Raw genomic sequence first — 18,049 nt, forward strand, 5'->3', positions numbered from 1 at the left:
GAGTCCGGCGAGGTGCGCGGTTTCGGCGAACGCCACGTCCACGACGTCCGCAACGTCTCGGCGGCCCCCGGCGGCGCGGACCGTCCGGACCGGACGATCACGACGGTCTCCTCCACCAGGGGCACGGCCGCGTTGAGCATGCCGACCAGCCACCGCGTCTCGGGATCCCAGTCTCCCTCCCCGCGGAGCTGGTGGCGCAGCAGCGCGTCCTGGGCGCCGTCCATGGCGCCGCTGAGCGCGAAGCGGGCGTCGCCCGGATGGGGGGAGGCCTCCAGGACGTCGGCGGCCCTGTCGTACACGGCGGCGACGGCCCTGCGCTGGGGATCGGCGCCGGGATTCCAGACGCGCCAGCTCAGCACCGCCAGCAGGAGGTAGAAGAGCCCGCCCGCGAACTGAATCAGCGGAGGCAGCCACAACTCCCCGACCGGCGGCAGCCCGGCGCCGAGCACGTTCATGAACAGCAGGCTCAGCGCGGCGCCCGACATGACCCTTCCGATCGAGCTGATCAGCCCGGAGAACAACGCGACGAGCGTGGTCGCCGCCACCGTCCACCAGCCGTGCCCGTGGCTGAGCTGGCCGATGACCAGCCCTGCCGCACCGGCCACCTGGGGAACGAGGAGGCCCAGCACCCTCGACCGGTACGGGCCGACGTCCGGCCGCATCACCCCCTGCGCCATGCCGGCCGCGGCGAACAGCCCGATCCGGGGCTCGCCCAGGGCCAGCCCCACCGCGACCACCACACCGAACCCGACCGCCGCGCGAGTGGCCTCCCGCCAGGGCCAGGGGTCCTGGGACAGCGAGAGCGCCCGGCTCAGCCAGCTTCTCGTGTCGGCTCGCACTCCCCCCGTCGCCATGTCCGAGTCATACCGCCCGGAACACGACGTACAGGAGCGCGAAGACGACGACGCCGAGCAGGAGGGAGACGAACACGTTCACGGCGGCCTTGGTGTGGTCGCCGCTCTGGATGAGGTGGACGGTGTCCAGCGAGAAGGTGCTGAACGTCGTCAGCGCGCCGCAGAATCCCGTGCCGAGCAGGGCCTCCACCGCGGTGCCCGTCCCCGCGCCGTGCAGCGCGCCCAGCAGGCCCGCACCCAGGATGTTGACCGTCAGCGTCCCCCAGGGGAACGCCTTGCCGAACCGCTTCTTGACCTTCGCGTCGAGGACGTAGCGCAACATGGCGCCGAACGCGCCTCCGATGAGCACCAGCAGGAACGTCATGACGCCGCGCCTCCTTCGGCCCGGTCGGAGGGATGCGGGATCGCCCCTCCCAGCCGCAGCCCCACCACGATGGCGATCAGCCCGCCCACCACGCTGACCACCGCGTAGGTGACGCTCAGGCCCCAACTCCCGGCGCGGGCCAGGGAATCGATTCCGTCGATGAGGTGGGAGAACGTGCTGAAACCGCCCAGGTAACCGGTGACCAGGAGCGGCTTGGCGACGGCGTGCGGCCGCCCCTTGAGCAGGTACGTCGTCAGCAGGCCCATGAGCAGGCAGGCGAGGACGTTCACCAGGAGCGTGCCCCAGGGGAAGCCTCCCTGGGCCCCGGGCATCGCCTCGGTGATCAGATAACGCAGCAGGGCGCCGATCGCGCCGCCGACGGCGATGTCCAGGAACACCCGGGGCTTGAGCCCCGGATGGCGGGGAGGCCCCGTCTTGTGCTGATCCAGGACGGAGGCTTCGGCCTTCTCCCGGTGGAGTAGGTGGTCTCTCGCCCTTCCCGCGTCCTCCACTGTCTCGTCCCCCCGTTTCCCGGACACCGCCGACGGCGGATGTCACTGCTTGCGGCGGTCGGGTGCGGGCACTCCCAGCAGCAGCCTGCGAACCGCGTCCCAGACCCGCCGGAAAGCCGCCTCGACCTCTGGCGATTCCGCCCCGAGGATCCTGGCCCAGGCTCCCCGGTCCCCCGGAAGGACGCCGGCGCCGGCCCTCAGTCCCGTGCCGGCGAGCGCCTCGTGCATCGCGTCGGCCACGACCTGCGCGGGCTGCGCGCCGGTGACGACGTACAGGGACGACAGGACCCCGAACCCGTCCAGCACTGCGGGGCCCGTCACCGTCCGCTCCTCCGGCACCAGGCGGAGCGGATCGGCGAACAGCAGCCGCCCCCCGGTGTCGCGGACCTCGATGTCGCTGCAGTACGCCGTGTACGCGTGCCGCTCCTCCCGGGCGAGTCTGCCCGCGAGCATGGTCTCGCCCAGCACGACGGTCGAGTCCGGGGCCGCGGTGACGCCGATCCGCTGGTAGTACCGCGCGCCGCCGAACGGAATCGTCGTGTCCGGCAGGTACTCCACGTAGCTGCCGGGTCCCGCGGTGAGCTCGACGAGCTGCGTGGCGTAGTCCTGCTCCATCCGGTAGAGCCGGGTGGCGCCCTGGGTCGTCAGGTGCACGGACGTCCCCTCGCCGCAGGAGACGTCGATGCGGTAGCGGTCCCCCTGGAGGATGCCGCCTCCCGACGACATGAGCATGACGTACGCCGTGTCCGGGAGCTCGGGGTCGTAGTAGAGCGGCCGGGCGATGTGCAGCGGCGCCTTCTGGTAGTGGCCGGTCAGCTCCGTCCGCCCGCCGATCCGCTCGAACGCCAGATCGAGCAGCCCGACCTTGCCGGGGCTGCCGGCCGGCAGCATGTCCACGTCCGAGGCGTGGCGCGACACCGCCTCCGGGATCCACTCCGGCAGGTACCGCCCGGGCGCCAGGCGGTCGGTCGCCCCGGAGGCGCCCGATATCCCTACGCCGGCGTGGTACACGCCGCCCCCGCGCGCGTTTCGATGAGCTCGGCGACCTCGGCCACTCCGGTGCCGGTGAGGCAGTCGGTCAGCACGACCGGACCGGTCCCCCGCACCGCCCTGGCGTCCCGTTCCATGACCGACAGGTCGGTGCGCACGTACTGCGCGATGTCGATCTTGTTGATGACGAGCAGGTCGGAGTCCGTGGTGCCCGGGCCGCGCTTGCGCGGCATCTTCTCCCCCTCGGCGGTGTCCAGCACGAAGATGTACATGTCGGCCAGCGCGGGGCTGAAGGTGAGCGTCAGGTTGTCGCCTCCGCTCTCGAACAGCAGCATGTCGATGTCGGGGAACCGGTCGAGCAGCTCGGCGGCCGCCGCCAGGTTCATCGTCGGGTCGTCCCGGACCGCGGTGTGCGGGCAGGCCCCCGTCTCGACGCCCACGATGCGCTCGGCGTCGAGCACCCCGGCCAGCGTGCGGCGGACGTGCTCGGCGTCCTCCTGGGTGTAGATGTCATTGGTGATCACCCCGAGGCGGTGGCCCCGGGCCTGCAGCAGGGGCACCAGCGCCTCGATCAACGCGGTCTTGCCGGACCCGACCGGGCCGCCGACCCCTACCTTGAAGACCTTCTCCAGCTCCATGTCTTTCCCTTCGGTGAAGAACGAGTCAGGTGACGAACAGGCGGGCCTCCGCCCGTTCGTGTGCGGCCGAGACGACGTCGGCCACGGGCACCGAGCCGTGCAGGTCCCGCGGGTCCTCGGCGGCGAGCGCCGTCCGCGCGGCCTCCACGAGGTCCGGACGGATCTCGCGCAGCAGCGCCTGCGCGCGGCGGAAGTCGGTGCGGGCCAGCCGCACCGCCGCCGCCGTCCAGCTCGCCGCGAAGGCGTACAGGTCACCGGCGACCGCCTGCTCGACGGGCACTCCGAGTCCCGCGTAGATCGCGCCGACCACGACCGCGTGGTTGCCCGGCGTGCTCTTCTCCTTCACCAGCTCCGCCAGCCGGGCGGCCTCGGGGACCGGAAACGCGAAGGCAGCCGTGTCGAGGACCTGCCGGCCGGTCCGCACCGAGGCGGTGCGCTGCTCGCGGCTGAGCTTGATCGCGTGCAGCCGCCGGTCGACCTGGACCAGCCGGTCCCAGTCGCCCTCGGCGGCGGCGCGGTGCGCCAGCACCAGCGCCGCCGCGTCCGCCGGGCCCACCGCGTGGTGCAGCAGGTCGGTCAGCAGCTCGCGCAGGGTCTCGGGACCGGTGATCCGCAGCTGGACGTACCCCTCCAGCCCGTGCGACAACGTGTACATCCCGCTGGGGAAGCCGGAGTCGGTGAGCTGGAACTGGGCCAGCAGCGGGGCCAGCCCGTCGGTGTCGGCGAGCGTGCTCATGCCAGGAAGTACAGCCGGTTCAGGGGCAGCTTCTTGGCCGGTTCGATGTGCGCCACTTCCCCGTTGACGGTCACCTTGTAGGTCTCGGGATCGACCTCGATCCGGGCGACCGTCGAGTTGTGCAGCATGTGGCGCTTGTCGACGGTCCGGCACTTCAGTACGGGCCGGATCAGCCGGTCCAGTTCGAGCTTCTCGGGCACGCCCGCCTCGATCGCGGCGCCGGCCATGAAGGTGACGCAGGTGCTCGACAGCGCCTTGCCGAACGCCGCGTACGTGGGCCGGTAGTAGACCGGCTGCGGTGTCGGCAGCGAGGCGTTCGGGTCGCCCATCTGGGCCCAGCTGATCATGCCGCCCTTGACGACCATGGACGGTTTGGCCCCGAACGAGTGCACAGGCCACAGCACGATGTCGGCGAGCCTGCCGTCCTCGAGCGAGCCGATCGTGTCCGCCATCCCGGAAGCGCGGGCAGGATTGATGGTCAGCTTGGCTATGTAGCGCTTGATCCGGAAGTTGTCGTTGCGGGCGGAGTCCTCCGGCAGCGGTCCCCGCTTGTCCTTGTTGTGGTGGGCGACCTGGAAGGCGCGGGTGAACGACTCGCCCACCCGGCCCATCGCCTGCGAGTCCGAACCGATGATGCTGATGACGCCCAGGTCGTGCAGCACGGTCTCGGCGGAGATGGTCTCGGCGCGGACCCGGCTCTCGGCGAACGCCACGTCCTCGGGCACGTCGTAGCTGAGGTGGTGGCAGACCATCGTCATGTCGAGCAGCTCGTCCACCGAGTTGACGGTGTACGGCAGCGTCGGGTTCGTGGAGGCCGGGAGCACGTTGGGCTCGCTGGTGATCCTCAGGATGTCGGGGGCGTGCCCGCCGCCGGCGCCCTCGGAGTGGTACGTGTGGATCGCGCGGCCGTTGATCGCGTTGATGGTGTCCTCGACGAAGCCCGCCTCGTTCAGCGTGTCCGTGTGGATGTTGACCTGGATGTCGAACTCGTCGGCGACCGACAGCGCGCAGTCGATGACGGCGGGGGTGCTGCCCCAGTCCTCGTGCACCTTCAGCCCGCAGGCGCCGGCCCGGAGCTGCTCCTCCAGCGAGACCGGCAGACTGCTGTTGCCCTTGCCGAGTATCCCGACGTTGATCGGGATGGCCTCGTAGGCCTGCAGGATGCGGCCGATGTTCCACGGCCCCGGCGTGGTGGTGCAGCCGCGGCTGCCGTCCGCCGGGCCCGTGCCGCCGCCGAGCAGCGTGGTGATCCCGTTGCTCAGCGCGTGCTGGGCCTGCTGGGGGCTGAGGAAGTGCACGTGGGTGTCGATCCCGCCGGGCGTGGCGATGAGGTTCTCGCCGGAGATCACCTCGGTGTTCGCGCTGACGATCAGGCGCCGGTCGACCCCGTTCTGGGTGTGCGGGTTGCCGGACTTGCCGATCCCCGCGATCTTCCCGTCCTTGACGCCGATGTCGCCCTTGATGATGCCCAGGATCGGGTCGATGATCACCGCGTTGGTGATCACCAGGTCCAGGGCCACCGAGCGGCCCGAGGCGGGATCGGCCGACATGCCGTCCCGGGCGGTCTTGCCGCCGCCGTACTGGGTCTCGTCCCCGTAGTGCCCCTCGGTGTAGTCCTTCTCCACCTCGGCGACGAGGTTGGTGTCCCCCAGGCGGATCCGGTCGCCCACCGTCGGGCCGTACATCGTCGCGTACTGCTTGCGGCTCATCTCGGCCATGACGGCTCAGCCCTTCTTTCCGGATTTCGGCTTCTTGGACGGCTTCTCCGACGACTTCTCCCCGGCCTCGCCGGGCTCGTCGCCGTAGCCGCGTTCGCGCATCATCTTCAGCGCCTTGCGGCGCGCCTCGGCGGAGCGGACGCTGCCGTTGAGGAGGCCGCCGAAACCCACCAGCCGCAGGCCGCCGCCGTACTCGACCAGGGTCACCTCCTTGGTGTCCCCGGCCTCGAACCGGACGGCGGTCCCGGCGGGGATGTCCAGCCGCTTCCCGAACGCCTTCTCCCGGTCGAAGCTCAGCGCCCGGTTGGCCTCGAAGAAGTGGAAGTGGGAACCGACCTGGACGGCGCGGTCACCGGTGTTGCGGACCCTGATGGTCTCTCTGGGCTGACCGGCGTTCAGCTCGATCTTCCCCTCGCCGTAGATGTAAACGTCATCCGACATGGGATACCGCCTCCTTCGGGTTCGCCGCCGCCGGCACGGAGAAGTCCCGGTGACGATCTGTGTGGTCATGGTCGTGGTGTCCGTGGGCATGTCCGTGGCCGTGGCCGTGGCCGTGGCCGTGGCCGGCGGCCGCCAGCCCGTCGTCGCCGTACCTGTCCCACCGGTGCTCCGCCTCGGCCGCCCGTTCGCGGATCAGCGCGGCGAGCGGGGCGGGGCCCAGGAGCGGCCCCGCGGTCCGGACGCCGGGCCGGGCGGGCACCGGGACGAACGAGGCGGGCACCAGCACGACACCCTCGGCGCCCAGCCGCAGGCAGCGCTCCATGCCCTCGTCCACGTCCGGCTCGCCGCCGGTCAGCGCGACCTCCACCCAGCGCACGGAGGCGTACTGCCGCACCAGACGCGCCACCTTGAAAAGTTCCGCGTCCGGCTCGGGCCCGGACGCGGGCGCCACCAGCAGCACCGCCTGCCGCGGCGGCGCGTCGCGCAGCATCCGGGTCACCGCGCCCCTGATCCAGCCGACCAGGTGCCCGGCCGTGCCCAGCGGCCCGGCGAGCAGCAGTTCTCCCGGCTCGCGTTCCCGGGCCGCCCACCTCAGGGTCTGCGCGGCGACGGCCGGCAGTTCCGGGTCCCGTCCGAACGTCATCGGCACCACCGTGGTCCGGTCGCGGCCGGCGAGCGCGGCGTGCAGGTCGCGGCCCGGAGCGCACGCCTCGGGGCCGCCGGGCCCGACCAGCCCGGGCAGGCACCGGCCGTCCCGGCTCTCGTGCCCGCCGACCAGCAGGACCCCGCGGGGACCGGGCGTCATTTCCCGCCCACCGGGTCGTGGCAGGAGACCAGTTTGGTGCCGTCGTCGAAGACCGCCTCGACCTGGATCAGCTTCAGCATGCCGCGCACGCCGGGCAGGACGTCGTCGGGGCCGACGACCTGCTTGCCCAGTTCCATGCACTCCGCGACGGTCTTGCCGTCCCTGGCCGCCTCCACGATCTCGTAGCTGATCAGCGCCACGGACTCGCTGTAGTTCAGCTTCAGGCCCCGTTCCCGGCGTTTGATCGCCATCTGTGCGGCGGTGAAGATGGTGAGCTTGTCCATCTCTCGCGGTGTGAGGTTCATCGGAGGTCCTTTCCGGGCTTCTCATAGCCGAACGGTCATCCGGCACGCTTGAGCTTGTTGAACATCGGGACGGCGGCGAGGAAAACCCAGCTCACGAGCACGAACGGCCAGGTGAGGGTGTGGCCGCCGACCACCTCGAACAGATTGCCGATACCGGCCGTCAGGCCCGCCGCCGAGATCGTGCCGATCACGGCGAAGACGGCGCCCGCCGAACTCACCGCGACGAAGGTGCCGAACAGCGCCAGTCCGGTCAGCACGGAGTTGTAGCCGTACAGGCCGGCCCCGAGGTCCGCGGCCTGCGCGCCCAGCGCCCAGCCGGTGAGCAGGCCGATCAGACTGGACACGAACGCCACCAGCCCGATCCTCCAGCCGGCGATGAACAGCCCGATCAGGAAGATCACGCCGACGTACCACTCGTTCTGGAAGAACACCTGGCCCACACCGTTGAACGCGCCCTTCCAGAAGTAGGTCCAGGTCATCTCGGTACCGGGAGCGGTGGCGGACGGCGGGGCGCTGCCCGCGTGCTCCGCCCAGACCCGGCTGAAGGACGGCCCCCCGATCACCATCACGGTGGTGATCACGCAGAAGGGCGCGGTGAAGGTGGGCAGGTCGTACGGGGTGAGCACCACGTTCATCGCCGAGGTGAGCACGCTTCCGGCGATCGCGCCGAGGATGACGAGGGCGACCGTCATCCACCGGATGTCCAGATAGAGCACCAGGCTGACACCGATCAGCGTGCCGCAGAAGCCCTCCAGACCCGGCGAGACCCTTTTCTGCCAGGAGACCCCGAACAGATAGGCGGTGAGCGTGGCGACCACGGTTCCCAGCAGGGCGAAGACACCGAACTGCCAGCCTCCGACGAACAACGCGATGAGGAAGACCAGACCGGTCCAGTAATTCGACTGGAAATCGACCTGGGCTATGCCCCTCGGAATGGTGAGCAGATGGTCGAGGCCGCTTCGCCCTTCTGAATTCGGTGCCTGGCCGGTGGAATCCGATGGCACGGGTGACGATGGCAAAGACGTCAGCCCCTTCGATCGCGACAGGTTCGGCCCTTCGGACGCCGTTGAACGCACAGCCGAAAGCCCCATGTACACGACATTGGTTTCCGATGTCCGGATCAACAAAAACCAAGAGGGCCCATGAACTGGTCAAACATTCCATTTGTCAGATTGTTCGACGGCTCGGACGCCAACCATGATCTGGGGAGACTCCACAACGCCGGCGAATGAGGCGGGAACCAAACCCAAGGCGAGGGGAAAATGTCGACCAGAAAGCACAGGGACACCGGGTGCTCCGGACGCCGGTACGTCATGAAGGCCTCCTGACATGGCCTCCCTCCCGCCCTGGGAACGCGCGGCCTCCAAGGCCCCCGTCGCCGGCAGAAGGCTTCAGCTGCGCCACGGCGAAGGGGACAAGCAGCACCTGACCAGCCTGCAGGGGCTGTCCGCGCTGTCCCTGGACGCGCTCAGCTCGGTCGCCTACGGACCCCAGGAGATCGCGCTCGTCCTGGCCTCCGCCGGCGTCCTCGCGATCGGCTACACGCTGCCGGTCACGCTGGTCATCGTCGGCCTGCTCCTGGTGCTCGTGCTCTCCTACCGGCAGGTGATCGCCGCTCATCCCCAGGGCGGCGGCTCCTACGGTGTGGCCAAGGAGAGCCTGGGAGAGCGGATGAGCCTGCTGGCCGCCGCGGCGCTCATCGTCGACTACGTGCTCACCGTGGCGGTCAGCCTCGCGGCCGGGGCCGCCAGCCTGGCCTCGGCCTTCCCCGTCCTGGCCCCGTACCTGCTGGAGACCTGCCTGGTCGGGCTGGTCCTGCTGACGGTGGTGAACCTGTACGGCATCTCCGACAGCGCACGGGTGCTGATGCTGCCGACCATCCTGTTCGTGGTGTCCGTCCTCGGCATCGTGGTGCTGGGGCTGGCCCGTTCCCAGCCGGCGGCCGTCGTGGGAACACCCGTCACCGTCCCCGTGACCGAGTCGCTGGGGATCCTGCTGCTCCTGAAGGCGTTCTCCTCCGGATGCTCCTCGCTGACCGGTATCGAGGCCATCGCCAACGGCGTTCCCATGTTCCGCAGGCCCAGGATCGCGCGGGCGCAGCGAACCGAGGTGATGCTCGGCCTGCTGCTCGGGTCGATGCTGGTCGGGCTGGCACTGCTCATCAACCGCGACCAGGTGCGGCCCCGGGAGGGCGTCACCATCCTCGCCCAGCTGGCGGCCGGGTCCTACGGCACCGGCTGGGCGTACTACGCGACCAACATCGTGGTCACGCTCGGCCTCGGCCTGGCCGCGAACACCAGCTTCGGCGGCCTGCCGGTCCTGATGAGCCTGCTGGCCCGCGACAACCGCCTGCCCCACCTGTTCGCGCTGCGCACCGAACGCCCCGTCTACCGCTACAGCGTCATGGCCGTGGGGATCCTGGCCGCGTTGCTGCTGATCGCGGTGGACGGGCTGACCAGCAGGCTGATCCCGATGTTCGCCATCGGGGTGTTCATCGGCTTCACCCTCAGCCAGGCCGGCATGGTCAAGCACTGGTCGAGCCTGCGTCCGCCCCGCTGGCTCGGCAACGCGCTGCTCAACGGCGCCGGGGCCCTGCTCACCTCGGTCGCCGCCGTGGTGCTGCTCTTCTCCAAGTTCCTGGAGGGCGCCTGGGTGGTCGTCATCGTCATCCCCCTGCTCATGCTGATGTTCGCCCGGATCCAGCGCTACTACACCGACGTCGAGTCCGAGCTGGAGATGCACCGGACACCGGCCCGCCCCGCCGGGCCCGCCGAGGCGACCGATCAGGGAAAACTGGTCATCATCCCCGTCGGCTCCGTCACCGCCATGGCGGAGCGCGCCGTGAGCGCGGGCCTGGCCCTCGGCGGAGAGGTCGTCGCCGTCGCGGTGTGCTTCGACCCCGCGGAGGCGGACCGCCTGCGCGGGCAGTGGGCGGAGTGGGATCCGGGCGTCCGGCTCGAGGTCATCGTGAACCCCCACCACACAGTGGTGCGGCCCCTCCTGGAGTACGTCCACACGACGGCCGGCACGGACAGATGGGTGATCGTCCTCATTCCCGTCATCGAGCCTAAGCACTTCCGCTACCGGATACTGCACAACCAGCGCGGCCTCTTCCTGTCCCTCGCTCTGCGGGAACACCTCGACGTGGTCGTCTGTCTCTTGCCCTTCCGGCTCAAACTGTGACCGGACGGCCGGATAACGAGCGTCGCCGGTTTCTTCAAGGCCCCGGCGGACGCCGTCCGGGGCCGGCCGCCTCAAAAACAGGAATGGCAAGTCCGACGGAAGATTCAAGTCGGGCTTTTTGTACCTTTCTCCTTTCTAGGATCCTTCTCAAGATCTTGGGAGAAACCCCGGTCGCCGTCTTCAGGGGCTTCTCCTCCGTGCTTCCGGGAGGACCCATGCGCCGTCGCGCCCTGTTCGCGGTCTCGGTGACGGTGCTCTCGCTGGCGGGGTTCGTCCCCCGCTCGACGGCCCTGCCCGCCGAACCGGATCCGACGCGGCGGCTCTCCGCCCGGGGCGTCACCTGGAAGGCCTGTGCCGGGAAGAAGGACCGGCAGGCGAGAGCGCTCTACCGGGGTCTGGAGTGCGCCGAACTCCGGGCGCCCCTCGACTGGAGGGAGCCGGACGGCCGGAAGATCACTCTGGCGATCAGCCGCCTCAAGGCGCGCCGACAGGCAAAGGGCGTGGTGTTCACCAATCCCGGCGGCCCCGGCGCGCCGGGACTTCTCACCCCTCTGTACTTCGTCGACGGGAAGCGCGAACGGGTGCTCGACGCCATGGACGTCATCGGCATCGACGTGCGGGGCAGCGGACGCAGCACCGCGGCGTCCTGCCAGCCGGCCCGCGGACGGATCCTGGATCCGCGTGACCGGAGCGCGGCCAACGGCAGGAGGCTGCTCTCGCATATGAGGGAACGGGCGAGGGCCTGCCAGGAGGGCGGGAGCAGGAAGCTTCCCTCCAGGTACGTGACGACCGCGCAGACCGTCCACGACCTGGAGTGGATCCGCCGCAACCTCAGGACCTCGGACGGCGGGGAGGTCGAGAGGATCCACTGGGTCGGCTACTCCGGCGGCGCCTGGCTCGGCGCTCACTACGCCCGCAGGTGGCCCCAGCACACCGGGCGGTTCGTCCTCGACTCGGGCGTCGACTTCAGCGGCGGCTGGCACAGGACCTTCGACGCCTGGGCCGGGGGCTTCCAGGCCAGGTTCCACCGGTTCGCCAGGTGGGCCGCCCGGTACGACGACGTGTTCGGGCTCGGTTCGTCCCGCCGCTCGGTCGTCCGGCGGTACGAGCGGATCCGCGCGGCCGTCGCCCGGCACGGCAAGGTCACCCTCGTCTCAGGGAAGAGCCGCACCGTCCTCCGCCCCGCCGACCTCGACGCGAAGGTCGTCTCCTCGCTCTACTCCAAGGCCTCTTTCGCCTTCCTCGCGGCGTTTCTGCAAGAACTGTCCCCGCTGGCCGGCGGCGTGCGAACCCGGGTCCGCTCCGAGGTCTCTCCTTCCGCGGACGCGACGGCCTTCGAGAGCCCGATGCTCCTCGACATCCTGTGCAACGACACGGAGTTCCCCCGCACCCCCGCCCGGCAGCTCGCCTTCACCGAGCGGCTCGGCCGGAGGTACCCGCTGCTCGGCTACTTCCACATCCAGAGCCCGTGCGCGTACTGGAAGCGCCCCCACGGGCAGCTTGAGCTCCCCCGCCCGGTCGGCGGCGGCCTGCCCCGAATACTCATGGTCCACTCCGTGGGAGACCCGGCCGCCCCGTACAGCGGAGCCCGCCGGGCGCACAGGGCCTACCGGAACTCCCGGTTGATCACCGTGAGGAACGAAGGCGACCACGGGATCTACGGCGGCGCCAACACCTGCGTCAACCGCATCGTCGAGCGGTACCTGATCGACGGCCGCTATCCCCGACGCGACCGGACGTGCCCCGGAACACCGCTCCCGGCGCCCGTCCGGTACGAACCGAAGCAGACCGCCTCCTCCAGCCTCATCAAGGGACCCGCCTTCCCGACGCAGGGCTGACGGCTGGTCCCGCCGTCGGGACTACTCCCAGCGGAAGAGCTTCACGGCCAGGGCGGAGAACAGGGCGAGGCCCGCGACCATGACGGCCAGGTGGGAGAGCTGGGGCCAGTCGCCGGCCCAGGTGTCGCGCATGGCGTTGACGAAGGGGCCGACGACCGAGTAGTCGCTGACGGTGCGCATGGCGTCGGGCATGACCTCGCGGGGGATCCACATGCCGGCGAGGAAGAGCAGGGGGAACATCACGAGGGTGCCGAGGGTGGGGGCGGTCTTGGCGTTGGGGGCGATCGAGGCGATCACCAGGCCGAAGGCCAGCATGGCGGCGGCGCCCAGCAGGAAGACCAGGACGAAGCCGAAGAGCTGGGCGGGGATCTGGGAGCCGACGACCAGCCGCCCGACGACGATCACCACGGCCGCGCTGAGCGCGGCGACGCACAGGTTGAGCAGGAGCTGCGCGCCGAGCAGGCGGGACGGGTGCACCGGGGTCGTCGACATCCTGCGCAGCACACCCTGCTCCCGGTAGGAGGCCAGCGCGCTGGGCAGGGCCGTGAAGGCGAGCGTCAGCAGCGCGAGCATGATCATCTGGGTGGGCAGCTGGGCGTCCACGAAGCGCTGGCCGTCGAACGCCGGATCCGGTTTGCGCAGGTCGGGGATCTGGCCTATGCCCACGACGAGGAGCACCGGGAGCAGGACGGGGAACAGGACGTTGGCCCATTCGCGCAGGAACAGCCTGGTCTCTATGAGCAGGATCTTCTTCATGCCGGCTTCCTTCCGGTGAGGGCGACGAACGCGTCGTCGAGGGTGGTCTCCTCGATGTGCAGGGCGCCGGGGACGATCTTGCGTTCGGCCAGGGCGAGTGTGACGGCGACGGCGAGGTCGCCGGTGCCGGTCACCACCACCTGGTCGCCGGTGCGGGTGACGTCCGTGACCTCCGGCAGGGCCAGCAGCACGGCGTCGTCGACCGGGGCGGAGGGCCGGAAGCTCGCCCGCTTCCCTCCCCCCACCAGCCCGATGAGCCCGGCGGGGGAATCCGTGGCGACGACCCGGCCGGAGTCGATGAGCGCGATCCGGTCGCAGAGGCGCTCCGCCTCCTCCATGAAGTGGGTGACGAGCACGACCGTCACACCGGAGTCGCGGACCTGCTCGACCAGTTCCCAGGTGTCGCGGCGGGCCTGCGGGTCCAGGCCGGTGGTCAGCTCGTCGAGCACCGTGATGCGCGGTTTTCCGACCAGCGCGAGCGCGACGGACAGCCGCTGCCGCTGGCCGCCGGAGAGCTTGCCGAACATGCTGTCGCTCTTGGCGCCCAGGCCGACCCGATCGAGCAGTTCCCGCCAGTCGGCGGGGTCGGGGTAGAAGGACGCGTAAAGGTCGAGCACCTCCCCCACCTTCATCTTGTCGGGGAGCGCGGCGCTCTGCAGCTGCACGCCCAGCACGCGGTGCAGCGCGTCCCGCTCCCGGAGCGGGTCGATGCCCGCGACGCGGATCGTGCCGCGGTCGGGGGTCCGCAACCCGGACACGCACTCCACGGTGGTGGTCTTGCCGGAGCCGTTCGGGCCGAGGATGCCGAAGATCTCTCCGGCCCGGACCTCGAACGACACGTCGTCCACCGCCACCTGGTCCTTGTAGCGTTTGTGGAGGTTCTCGACCTCGATGACGTTCATGTCCTCGACGCTAGGGACGGCGCGTCCCCCGCAGAAGCGGGCTAGGTGCCGGACAAAGGTGCATCTAGGTGCCATATGCGGATAGGAGCCCTTCGACCACACTGGTGGCATGCTGCGGAAGTTCGGTCATGTCCTGGCGCTGACGGCGCTCCTCGTCGCCGAGCTCGTCACGCTCGTGTCCGCGCTCCTGTGCCTGGCCCTCACCTTCGGGCTGGGCATGGTGTTCCTGTTCCCGCCGCAGGTGCGGATGACCAGGTGGGTGACGGAGACGGCCAGGCGCCTGGTGGAGCGTTCCTCCGGGGTGCGGATCGACCCGCCGTACCTGCCGAAGCCGCCGCCCCCTCAGCGGCAGGCCGACGGGATGTACCGAGCGGACCGCACCCTCTACAAGTCGCCCCGGATTCCGGCCTGGAACGACCGCTTGAAGTGGACGCTCTCCGACCCGGCGACCTGGCGCGACCTGCTCTGGCTGCTGCTGGACCCGCTGGTCAAGGTGACGCTGCTGCCGCTGCTCGTGCTGCTCCCCGGACGCGGGCTGCGCGTGTACGCGCTCTGGTGCGAGCTCCTGCTCGCCGCCACCGTCTCCAGCCGCATGGCCGGACGGCTGGACCGGCTCAACCGCGCGCGCAACCTCGCGGTCGACACGCAGGCCTCGGAGATGCGCAGGATCGAGCGCGACCTGCACGACGGAACCCAGGCCAGGCTGGTGGCTCTCGGCATGACGATCGGGGCCGCCGAACGGCTCATGGACTCCGACCCGCAGGCGGCCAGAGCGCTGATGGCCAAGGCCAAGGAGGCGTCGGCGGAGACGCTGGCCGAGCTGCGCCGGGTGATCCGCGGCGTCCACCCGCCGGTGCTGGCCGAACGCGGGCTCGGCGACGCGGTGCGGGCGCTGGCGATGGACAGCCCGCTGCGGGTGTCGGTCGAGGTGGACCTGCAGTACCGGCCCGAGGCCCCGGTGGAGGCCGCCGCCTACTTCGCGGTCAGCGAGCTGCTGTCCAACGCGGCCCGGCACGGCGGGGCCGAGTCGGTGCGGGTCGACATCGGCAGCGCCGGCTCGGACCTGCTCATCACGGTCACCGACGACGGGTGGGGCGGGGCGGACCCGTCGAAGGGCAGCGGCCTGGCCGGGATCGAACGCAGGCTGGCGGCCTTCGACGGAGTGCTGGCGATCGAGAGCCCGCCGGGCGGGCCGACCACGGCGTCCATGAAGCTGCCCCGGGCGCTGCCCGAGCACTGGGCCGGGGACATCGTCAAACTGCCGCGCTGGAAGGCGGCCGTGGTGGTCTTCCTGTTGTCGGCGGCGTGGTGTCCGCTGTTCCCGCAGGGAATCGTGGCCGGCGTCGTCAAGGTGATCGCCCCTGAGAACAGGAGCTGGTTCCTCGCGCTGTACCTGCCCGAGCCTTGGCAGTGGCCGTGCGTCGCGTTCATGGTCGTGCTCGGCACCGCCATGTACCTGACGGCCGTCCTCCTCCCCGCCACCCACGACCGCGAGACCCATACACGCCAGAAAGCCCCGAAGCGCGTAGTGTCTCCCCAGTGAACCGGGTACTCGTCGCCGAAGACCTCTACCTGCTGCGAGATGGTCTGGTCCACCTTCTCCAAGCCCACGGCTTCGAGGTCGTGGCGGCCGTGGAGAGCGGCCCCGAACTGCTCGAAGGACTGCTGGAGCTGCGCCCCGACGTCTCGATCGTGGACGTGCGGCTGCCGCCGACGTTCACCGACGAGGGAATCCAGGCCTCGCTGGAAGCACGCGGGCGGATCCCGGGGCTGCCGGTCCTGGTCCTGTCCCAGCACGTCGAGCAGCTCTACGCGCGCGAACTGCTCGCCGACGGCTCGGGAGGCATCGGCTACCTGCTGAAGGACCGCGTGTTCAACGCCGAGCAGTTCGTCGACGCCGTGCGCCGGGTCGCCGCGGGCGGCACCGCGATGGACCCCGAGGTCATCGCCAAGCTCCTCGCCGGCAACACCGGGAACGAGCCGCTGGCCGCGCTCACGCCGCGCGAACGCGAAGTGCTGGAGCAGATGGCGGAGGGCCGCTCCAACGCCGCCATCTCCCAGCGCCTCCACCTGAGCGAGAGCACCGTGGCCAAGCACACGGCCGGCATCTTCACCAAACTCGGCCTGTCCCCCTCGGACGACGACAACCGCCGCGTACTGGCGGTACTCGCCTACCTCCACAGCCGCCGGGTCCCCTGACCGAGACGCGGTCTCCGCGGCTCCGGTGCCCCGCACCGCCCTTCACCGGAACTCGACAGCCGGGCCTCCGGTCACGGCGTCCGGGCAGGCGGGCCCCCGTCGGGATCGCCGACGCAGTCGCGATGCCCGCACGGTCAGAGGACGGCCGGAGCCAGTTCGCGCCACTGATCCAGCGGCAATGCGGTCGGATCGGAGGTCAGTACCTGGATGCAGACGTGGTCGGCGCCTGCCGCGAAATGCTCCTGGACGCGTTCGTGAATCGCCTCCAGGTCTCCGCGGGCGACGATGGCGTCCACGAGCCGGTCGCTCGGTCCGCCGCCGGGGCCGCCGGAGAAGTCGTCCTCGCCGAAGCCGAGCCGTTCCAGGTTGGCGCGCTGGTGGGGGGCCGGTTGCGCGTAGCCCGCGACGTGGGCGCGCGCGGTCCGGCGTGCCCGGTCGGGGTCGCGGTCCAGGACGACCGCCTGCTCCACGCCGAGGAAGGCGTCGGGGCCCATGATCTGCCTCGCCCGCGCGGTGTGCTCGACCGGGACGAAATAGGGGTGGGCGCCCCAGGTCCGTTCCGCCGCCAGCGCCAGCATCCTCGGTCCGAGCGCCGCCAGCACCCGGCGAGGGGCGGGGACGGGGACCGGCCCGTGGGCGGGCACCGCGTCCATGGCGTCCAGGTAGGCGCGCATCGTCGGTACCGCCCGGCCGACGACCGGCACGGTGTAGCCGTCCATCTGCATGGGCCGGTCGTCGACCCGGTGCCCGCCGAGGCCGAGCAGGTAACGGCCGGGGAACGCCTCGCCCAGCGCCCGTTCGGCGGTCGCCAGCGCGACCGGATCCCGGAAGGCGATGTTGGCGATGCCGGCCGCGACGACGATGCGTCGCGTCGCGCTCAGCAGCAGCCACGCCTGGCCGACGGTGTCGCGGCCGAACGCCTCTCCGAACCAGACCGCCCCGTATCCCAGCTCCTCGATCTCGGCCGCCGCCTCACGGACCCGTGTCGCAGGCTCGCCGTCGAACGCGAAGGTCCAGATCCCCGTGCGGCCTGGGTTCTCCTGTGTCATCGCTCGTCTCCCGCCATTTACGGAGAGGTTCTCCGTTTATGGCCGCGATAATACGGAGAACCTCTCCGCTTGGCTACCCGGCATGATTCGCGGAAGATGGGGGGATGCAGACAGTCGGCGGCCGGACGTCCGTAGAACCAGGACACCCGCGGCGCGCGGACGCGCTTCGCAACCGCGAGCGCCTTCTCGTCGCGGCCCGCGAGACCTTCGCCGAGGAAGGCCCGGACGCGTCCCTCAACGAGATCGCCCGCCGGGCCGGCGTGGGCCCCGGCACCCTCTACAGGCACTTCCCCACCCGCCGGGCCCTCCAGTCCGCCGTCCTCGCCGACCGCATCGACCGGCTGCGCGAGCGGGCCGACGAGCTCGCCGCCACCTCCCCGGCCGAAGCGCTCACCGCCTGGCTCCACGCGTTCCTGGCGCACGCCCGCAGCGACCACGGGCTGACCGGCTCCCTGCTCTCCGAACCCCTCGAACCGGGCTTCGACTGCCACGAGATCATCCGGAAGGCGGCGACGCTCGTCCTCACCCGAGCCCAGCAGGCGGGCGCGGCACGTCCCGACGTCTCAGCGGACGACCTGATCCGGCTCGTGGTCGGCATCGCCCTGTCCGCCGGACCCGACGCCGATCCCGGCCAGGCCGCCCGGCTGCTCGACCTCGTCCTCGAAGCGGTGCGCACCTCCCCCGCCTTGGAGTAGGACGGCCGACGATTGCCTCCACATTCTGGGCAGGATCGGCCACTGTGTCGGTCCATGGCGGGAT

The 18,049-nt window shown here is 70.7% G+C and carries 19 protein-coding genes; 5 read left to right on the top strand and 14 right to left on the bottom strand.

Annotation, left to right across the window (positions count from 1 at the left end; genetic code table 11):
• The 11 genes from ABD327_RS08630 to ABD327_RS08680 form a co-directional block, all read right to left on the bottom strand.
• Positions 1-854 (bottom strand): FUSC family membrane protein (locus tag ABD327_RS08630; protein WP_344449700.1); only part of this gene is annotated, 854 nt, incomplete at its 3' end.
• 7 nt (positions 855-861) lie between these two features.
• Entirely contained in the window at positions 862-1,218 is a 357-nt protein-coding gene (gene crcB, locus ABD327_RS08635; RefSeq protein WP_344449701.1) for a fluoride efflux transporter CrcB, read from the bottom strand.
• Positions 1,215-1,730, bottom strand: a complete 516-nt coding sequence (locus tag ABD327_RS08640; RefSeq protein WP_344449702.1) for a FluC/FEX family fluoride channel — start codon at positions 1,728-1,730, stop codon at positions 1,215-1,217. Before ABD327_RS08640 ends, crcB begins: the two co-directional genes overlap by 4 nt.
• Before the next feature lie 42 nt (positions 1,731-1,772).
• Positions 1,773-2,741: an urease accessory protein UreD gene (locus tag ABD327_RS08645; RefSeq protein WP_344449703.1), complete on the bottom strand. Its 969-nt coding sequence runs from the start codon at positions 2,739-2,741 to the stop codon at positions 1,773-1,775.
• Positions 2,723-3,358 (bottom strand): urease accessory protein UreG, encoded by a 636-nt coding sequence (gene ureG, locus ABD327_RS08650; RefSeq protein ID WP_344449704.1) that lies wholly within the window; start codon positions 3,356-3,358, stop codon positions 2,723-2,725. Before ureG ends, ABD327_RS08645 begins: the two co-directional genes overlap by 19 nt.
• 25 nt (positions 3,359-3,383) lie before the next feature.
• A complete protein-coding gene (locus tag ABD327_RS08655) occupies positions 3,384-4,094 on the bottom strand; it encodes an urease accessory protein UreF (RefSeq protein ID WP_344449705.1) in 711 nt (236 codons plus the stop codon).
• Complete coding sequence (ureC, locus tag ABD327_RS08660) at positions 4,091-5,812, bottom strand: urease subunit alpha (RefSeq protein WP_344449706.1); 1,722 nt, start codon at positions 5,810-5,812, stop codon at positions 4,091-4,093. Before ureC ends, ABD327_RS08655 begins: the two co-directional genes overlap by 4 nt.
• A gap of 6 nt (positions 5,813-5,818) precedes the next feature.
• Positions 5,819-6,253 (bottom strand): urease subunit beta, encoded by a 435-nt coding sequence (locus ABD327_RS08665; protein WP_425547082.1) that lies wholly within the window; start codon positions 6,251-6,253, stop codon positions 5,819-5,821.
• Entirely contained in the window at positions 6,243-7,058 is an 816-nt protein-coding gene (locus tag ABD327_RS08670) for a sirohydrochlorin chelatase (protein ID WP_344449707.1), read from the bottom strand. Before ABD327_RS08670 ends, ABD327_RS08665 begins: the two co-directional genes overlap by 11 nt.
• Positions 7,055-7,363 carry an urease subunit gamma gene (locus tag ABD327_RS08675; protein ID WP_344449708.1) on the bottom strand — a complete coding sequence of 103 codons (309 nt, stop codon included), beginning with the start codon at positions 7,361-7,363 and terminating at the stop codon, positions 7,055-7,057. Before ABD327_RS08675 ends, ABD327_RS08670 begins: the two co-directional genes overlap by 4 nt.
• A 35-nt stretch (positions 7,364-7,398) precedes the next feature.
• Positions 7,399-8,490: an urea transporter gene (locus ABD327_RS08680; RefSeq protein WP_344449710.1), complete on the bottom strand. Its 1,092-nt coding sequence runs from the start codon at positions 8,488-8,490 to the stop codon at positions 7,399-7,401.
• A gap of 202 nt (positions 8,491-8,692) precedes the next feature.
• Between ABD327_RS08680 and ABD327_RS08685 the strand changes: the two genes are divergently transcribed.
• Both ABD327_RS08685 and ABD327_RS08690 read left to right on the top strand, forming a co-directional pair.
• Positions 8,693-10,546, top strand: a complete 1,854-nt coding sequence (locus ABD327_RS08685) for an APC family permease (protein ID WP_344449711.1) — start codon at positions 8,693-8,695, stop codon at positions 10,544-10,546.
• A 215-nt stretch (positions 10,547-10,761) separates the two neighbouring features.
• The gene (locus ABD327_RS08690) at positions 10,762-12,384 is read left to right on the top strand and encodes an alpha/beta hydrolase (RefSeq protein WP_344449712.1); all 1,623 of its coding nucleotides are present in this window, start codon (positions 10,762-10,764) and stop codon (positions 12,382-12,384) included.
• Between the two features lie 21 nt (positions 12,385-12,405).
• Here the strand turns inward: ABD327_RS08690 and ABD327_RS08695 are convergent, their stop codons facing one another.
• Together ABD327_RS08695 and ABD327_RS08700 are read right to left on the bottom strand one after the other, a co-directional pair.
• The gene (locus ABD327_RS08695; protein WP_344449713.1) at positions 12,406-13,140 is read right to left on the bottom strand and encodes an ABC transporter permease; all 735 of its coding nucleotides are present in this window, start codon (positions 13,138-13,140) and stop codon (positions 12,406-12,408) included.
• Positions 13,137-14,042, bottom strand: coding sequence for an ABC transporter ATP-binding protein (locus ABD327_RS08700; protein WP_344449714.1), 906 nt, complete (start codon positions 14,040-14,042; stop codon positions 13,137-13,139). The genes ABD327_RS08695 and ABD327_RS08700 overlap by 4 nt, the downstream gene beginning before the upstream one ends.
• 109 nt (positions 14,043-14,151) lie before the next feature.
• Between ABD327_RS08700 and ABD327_RS08705 the strand changes: the two genes are divergently transcribed.
• Both ABD327_RS08705 and ABD327_RS08710 read left to right on the top strand, forming a co-directional pair.
• The gene (locus ABD327_RS08705) at positions 14,152-15,585 is read left to right on the top strand and encodes a sensor histidine kinase (RefSeq protein ID WP_344449716.1); all 1,434 of its coding nucleotides are present in this window, start codon (positions 14,152-14,154) and stop codon (positions 15,583-15,585) included.
• The gene (locus ABD327_RS08710; protein WP_344449717.1) at positions 15,582-16,241 is read left to right on the top strand and encodes a LuxR C-terminal-related transcriptional regulator; all 660 of its coding nucleotides are present in this window, start codon (positions 15,582-15,584) and stop codon (positions 16,239-16,241) included. Before ABD327_RS08705 ends, ABD327_RS08710 begins: the two co-directional genes overlap by 4 nt.
• 134 nt (positions 16,242-16,375) lie before the next feature.
• Here the strand turns inward: ABD327_RS08710 and ABD327_RS08715 are convergent, their stop codons facing one another.
• Complete coding sequence (locus ABD327_RS08715; protein WP_344449718.1) at positions 16,376-17,290, bottom strand: TIGR03620 family F420-dependent LLM class oxidoreductase; 915 nt, start codon at positions 17,288-17,290, stop codon at positions 16,376-16,378.
• Between the two features lie 104 nt (positions 17,291-17,394).
• Here ABD327_RS08715 and ABD327_RS08720 point away from each other — a divergent pair, with 104 nt between their 5' ends.
• Positions 17,395-17,985: a TetR/AcrR family transcriptional regulator gene (locus ABD327_RS08720; RefSeq protein ID WP_344449719.1), complete on the top strand. Its 591-nt coding sequence runs from the start codon at positions 17,395-17,397 to the stop codon at positions 17,983-17,985.
• Positions 17,986-18,049: the final 64 nt, after the last annotated feature.

It is taken from the genome of Actinocorallia aurantiaca (assembly GCF_039533685.1).
Taxonomy (GTDB): domain Bacteria; phylum Actinomycetota; class Actinomycetes; order Streptosporangiales; family Streptosporangiaceae; genus Actinocorallia; species Actinocorallia aurantiaca.